We start from the raw sequence: 5,060 nt of genomic DNA, 5'->3' as shown, positions 1-5,060 counted from the left end.
GAAGTGGCTGGGAATAGCGGACAGAGTCAGCCTGCTCGATGGCAATCTGCTCGACCTGTCGGGACTGATAAGGACCCTGCGGGACGTCAAGCCTGACGAGGTCTACAATCTCGCAGCGCAATCCTTCGTCAAGTCGTCATGGCAGCAGCCCATTCTGACTGGTCAAGTTACCGCGCTTGCGGTCACCAATGTGCTGGAAGCGATCCGACTCGAAAGTCCGGATGYGCGCTTCTATCAGGCGTCGTCCTCTGAGATGTATGGTCTGATTCAAGAAAGCATGCAGTCCGAGACCACACCGTTCTACCCCCGCTCTCCTTATGCGGTGGCCAAGCTCTATGGCCACTGGATTACCGTCAACTATCGTGAAAGCTATGGCATTCACGCCTCCAGCGGTATCCTATTCAACCATGAGTCACCTTTGCGCGGTATTGAATTCGTTACGCGCAAGGTCACGGACGGCGTCGCACGCATCAAGCTAGGCCTTGCCCAAGAACTCCGGCTTGGCAACATCGACGCCAAGCGCGACTGGGGACATTCGCGCGACTATGTTGAGGCGATGTGGCGGATGCTCCAGCAGGATGTCGCGGATGATTACGTGGTGGCGACCGGCAGGACGACGACGGTGCGCGAGATGTGCCAGATAGCATTCAAACATGCCGGGCTTAACATCGATGATCATCTCATCATCGATCCGCAATTGTTCCGGCCGGCTGAGGTTGACGTCTTACTCGGCAACCCTGGCAAGGCGAAAGCGAAGCTCGGCTGGGAGGCGACAATTTCTCTAGAGGAGATGATCGTAGAGATGGTCGAGGCTGACCTCAAACGCCTCTCGTAAAATCGAATGCGACGGCAACGGTAGGCCCGCGACAAGCACGGACGCAGCGATGAATTCCAGACCTTGGCGGATTGCGGTCACGGGTGCAGCCGGCTTTGTGGGCTCCGTTTTTCTAAAGCTCGTTGCGGAGCTGGGCAAACCCGATATCGAAGCCATATCGCTATTTGGCGAGAAAGCCGGCGACATCCGCGACTCTGCGCAAGTGTCTCAAGCTATGTCGGCCACGCGTCCCGACGTCGTGCTGCATCTGGCCGCGATCGCTGCACCGTCCGCTGCGCGGGCTGATCCCAGCACCGCCTGGCAGGTCAACGTCATGGGCACGCTGCATATCGCCCAAGCCATCCGCGAGCAGTCCCCCAAGACTCGTCTGCTGTTTGTCGGTAGTTCAGAGGCGTATGGCGGCAGCTTCCTAACCTCGCCGTCTGCGCTGGCTGAAACCGCCGCGCTGCTGCCCCGCGGCACTTACGCCGCCTCCAAGGCTGCCGGGGACCTGATGATCGGGCAGATGTCCTTGGATGGGCTCGAAGCGGTCCGGTTCCGCCCATTCAATCACAGTGGGCCGGGCCAGTCCCCCTCATACGTCCTTCCGGCATTTGCACAACAGGTGGCATGGATTGAAAGTGGCCGGCAGGCGCCGGTCCTTAGTGTCGGAAACCTCGATGCGGAACGCGATTTTCTTGATGTCCGTGATGTAGCCCGAGCCTATTTGCTAGCGGCTCTCCCCACTACACAAATCCCGACAGGTTCGGTCTTCAATATCGCCACGGGTCATCCCTTGCGCATCGGGCTGCTATTGAGCTTGCTGCTCGAACAAGCCAAAGTACCGATCGAAGTTCACGTGGACGCCGCTAAGCTCCGGCCCAACGACATTCCACGAGCTTCGGGCGACCCGCGGGCCGCTCGCGACCATTTGGGCTGGCAACCCCTGATCGCGCTTGAGCAAACTATTGCCGATGTCCTGTCCTTTTATCGGTCTCGGTTCGAGTGATGCCCTCTCTTGCCCGCATCGTAAGGTGCCTAGTTTGGACAGTTTGGCGCTCCGGAGCRCGCTAGACGGAGCTCGACCGGAATCTCYGAACTTGCTGTTTCCGGTCTGGCGTGGGATGCACTCRATCCAGTCGGCACTGATTATAGAAAGCTCGCCGCGGCCGGCCGACCCGGCAGGCAGATACTCYGATAGAGCACCTYATGTCTTTCGATTCRCCTGTCTCCGTCTCGGTTGTSGTRCCGGTTTAYTCCGGTGAAGCMTTTCTCAWTGAYCTGATCGGAGAGCTCGAGCGGGTGCGGACGGCATGGCGCCARCGCGGTGCACCCATGGAATTGTCCGAGGTCATCCTCGTTGACGAYGCCGCGATAGACGSCTCCCCTCGCATCGTCGATCAGCTCGCAGCGACGCATGGCTGGGTRTCCGCGATCCAYCTGATGCGGAATTTCGGRCAGCATGCGGCTACGATCGCCGGCGTTTTGCACAGCTCCGGSGATTGGGTGGTGACGATGGATGAGGATCTGCARCACCCGCCTTCGGAGATCGAGACGCTGCTGAAGCAAGCTGTGACATCCGGCCTGGATATCGTCTACGCAAAGCCGGCGAGCGCCGTCCACGAAGCCCGCACCCGCGACTGGGGCTCCAACGGCTTCAAGCAGTTGATGGTATTCCTCACCGGAAAYCCYAATATCAGGCATTTCAACAGCTTTCGMTTGCTCCGCGGCTCGCTGGCCCGGGCGGCGTCGAGCGTGTGCGGATACGAGACCTATTTCGATGTAGCGCTCTCGTGGTTCACCAAGCGTGTCGGCATGAAGCTGCTGGACCTGAAAGATCGTCGCTTCATCACGAGCGGGCGCAGCGGATACAGCTTTCGTCGCCTCCTCTCCCATGCCCGGCGACTGTTAATATCGAGCCAGGTCAAGGTGATCCGCATGTTCGGYCTTCTCGGCATGGCCATTGTCGGCATCAGCATGCTGGGCATCCTCTTCCTGCTGCTGGAACGGRTCGTKTCGCCGRACTCCATTCCCGTGACGGGCTGGACGTCGCTCATGCTGGCGATCCTGTTCTTCGGCGGCTTCGTGAGCTTCCTGGTCGCGCTGGCGCTCGAATAYCTCTCCACGCTSGTGCAGGCTTCYCACGGCAAGCCGATCTTTTTCACGGTCGATCGCTCGATCGACAAGCGTCTGGCGGCCCATTTCGCATCCGTGCCGGAATGATCCTGATCGCTCGCCCCGGCCCGCAGGGAGACGGGCGGCATGTCGTTGCAGTCTTTGGGGTCGGGCTCGTCGGCAGCGCGATCGTCCAGGCGCTGCGGCGGTCCGAACTGGCGCCGCCCGTCGAACTGCCTCTTTCATGGCGGGCTGCGGACCAGCGCGCCGGCGATCTCCTGCGCATCACCGAGGCAATATCGAGCGTCGCCCCGGAGGCCGGCACCATTTGGCGTCTCGAYGTYGTCTGGGCGGCCGGAGCCGCGGGTTTCGATGCGGAATGGACRRCTCTYAATCGWGAGATCGCRGCATTSGAAGACATCGCRGCCTGGACYCGCAGCCTTTCATCGCGCTGGCGGAGCGCGACKTGCGTCTTTCACATGCTTAGCTCTGCCGGAGGCCTGTTCGAAGGRCAGCGTTTCGTGGATGCGGAYTCAATTCCCCGKCCGGCACGCGCCTACGGCAGCTCCAAGCTCGTGCAGGAAAARATCGTCCATGGCCTKCGYCAGGAGATRCCYGGYTATATCTACCGSCCCAGYTCGATTTACGGTTTCAGYTCCACRGGCCGGTTTGGCTTGTTGAGCACCCTGGTCAGCAACGCCAAGAAGCATGCCACAACGCGGATATTYGGAGGTCTCGACACCGTGCGCGACTATGTCCTGTCCTCGGATGTYGGCGGATTCATCGCTCGCCGCATCGAAGGAKCGGAGCCGTCYTCRCAGACCTTTACCCTGGCGAGCGGCAAGCCGGCCTCKGTCAGCGAAATRCTCGAGATCGCCCGGAAAGTYGTTGGACGGCCACTCTATCTTAAGCTAGATGTCCAGCCTTCGAACGCCAGCCACATCACWTATCGMGTRTCGGCYCTGCCGCAAGACTGGCGGCCGACCGATCTTGAGACGGGTATTCGGCTGGTGTCTCGTCAGCTCGCGCTATCGTTCGAAGCCGGCGCTTTGCAGTGTTGAATGGCCGGTSRTCTGAGCAGTTCATGGAGGTTCAAGGCSGATGGATCCACAGCAGGCCCAGACTGCTAAGACGTTYGACTCSTAYAAGGAGACYTAYTCYGAGGCAGTYGGCGCCTCCGTTTCCTTCACGGGCCTGTCGGCTGACTTCTTCACCCGTGTGAAGGCCGATTATATCGGCGACATCGTCGATGCCCATTTCGGGCGGGGGGCCTCACTCGCGGCGCTCGATGTCGGATGCGGTGTCGGTAATTACCATGCCCTGCTCAAGCCTCGATTCGGAACTCTGTCCGGGGTGGACGTGTCCGGTGCCTGTGTGGAGACCGCACGGCAGCGCAACGCCGATGTGGACTACAAGGTCTATGACGGGGGCGCGCTTCCCTATGAAGACGCCACGTTCGATGTCGCTTTCACYATCTGCGTYCTGCATCATGTCCCYCCCRCKCAATGGAAGAATTTTGCYCGGGAGATGCGCCGCGTRCTCAAGCCGGGAGGGCTYGGTCTCGTTTTCGAGCACAACCCSCGCAATCCGCTGACGATGCGGGCCGTAAACACATGCCCCTTCGATGAAGACGCGGTGCTGTTGCGAAATGAAGAGACCGAGCGGCTGCTCCAGGAAGCYGGCTTCAGCCGCACCCGGTCGCGCTTYATCCTTTCCGTCCCGCCCGCAAACGTGATCCTGCGKCGGATCGACCGCATGTTCTCCGGCCTGCCMTTCGGTGGACAATATTACGTWGCGGCCACGGYATGACAGGTCGCATGGCCTGGCTCCGGGCGAGGCTAAATCTGCTCCTGGCTTCCGACACGCTTTTGCTGAAGGCAGTTCGTTTCGGCATCATTGGAGCTGCCAGTAGCTTGGTTTTCGCTGCGGTTACGGCTTTTTTTGTCGGATTGCTCGGCGTCGACGCCAAGTTTGCGTCGATCGCGGGCTACGTCGCATCAGTGCCCCTCAATTTCGTCGGCAACCGGCGTTTCTCATTCGGGTCCCAAAACTCGCTCGTCGGGGATTTGATACGGTTCGCGGTACTRCACACCAGCAACATCCTGCTGACCACCTTCGCAATGGCGGCGGC

General features: G+C 60.4%; 6 protein-coding genes. All 6 read left to right on the top strand.

Features of this window, described 5'->3' with window-relative positions; genetic code table 11:
* A partial coding sequence (locus AB4Y99_RS25670) for a GDP-mannose 4,6-dehydratase (protein WP_441525317.1) occupies positions 1–835 on the top strand: 835 nt, incomplete at its 5' end.
* 49 nt (positions 836–884) lie between these two features.
* A complete protein-coding gene (locus AB4Y99_RS25665; protein ID WP_441525316.1) occupies positions 885–1,823 on the top strand; it encodes a GDP-mannose 4,6-dehydratase in 939 nt (312 codons plus the stop codon).
* Positions 1,824–2,023: 200 nt separating this feature from the next.
* Positions 2,024–3,037, top strand: coding sequence for a glycosyltransferase (locus AB4Y99_RS25660; protein ID WP_441525315.1), 1,014 nt, complete (start codon positions 2,024–2,026; stop codon positions 3,035–3,037).
* The gene (locus AB4Y99_RS25655) at positions 3,034–3,990 is read left to right on the top strand and encodes an NAD-dependent epimerase/dehydratase family protein (RefSeq protein ID WP_441525314.1); all 957 of its coding nucleotides are present in this window, start codon (positions 3,034–3,036) and stop codon (positions 3,988–3,990) included. The genes AB4Y99_RS25660 and AB4Y99_RS25655 overlap by 4 nt, the downstream gene beginning before the upstream one ends.
* A gap of 40 nt (positions 3,991–4,030) precedes the next feature.
* Positions 4,031–4,738 (top strand): class I SAM-dependent methyltransferase, encoded by a 708-nt coding sequence (locus AB4Y99_RS25650; RefSeq protein ID WP_441525313.1) that lies wholly within the window; start codon positions 4,031–4,033, stop codon positions 4,736–4,738.
* A gap of 8 nt (positions 4,739–4,746) precedes the next feature.
* A partial coding sequence (locus tag AB4Y99_RS25645) for a GtrA family protein (RefSeq protein WP_441525312.1) occupies positions 4,747–5,060 on the top strand: 314 nt, incomplete at its 3' end.

Origin of the sequence: Allobosea sp. TAB14 (assembly GCF_052113865.1) — a bacterium.
In the GTDB taxonomy this organism is placed as follows: Bacteria; Pseudomonadota; Alphaproteobacteria; order Rhizobiales; family Beijerinckiaceae; genus Allobosea; species Allobosea spartocytisi.
This window is presented reverse-complemented; position numbering and strand designations above follow the sequence as displayed.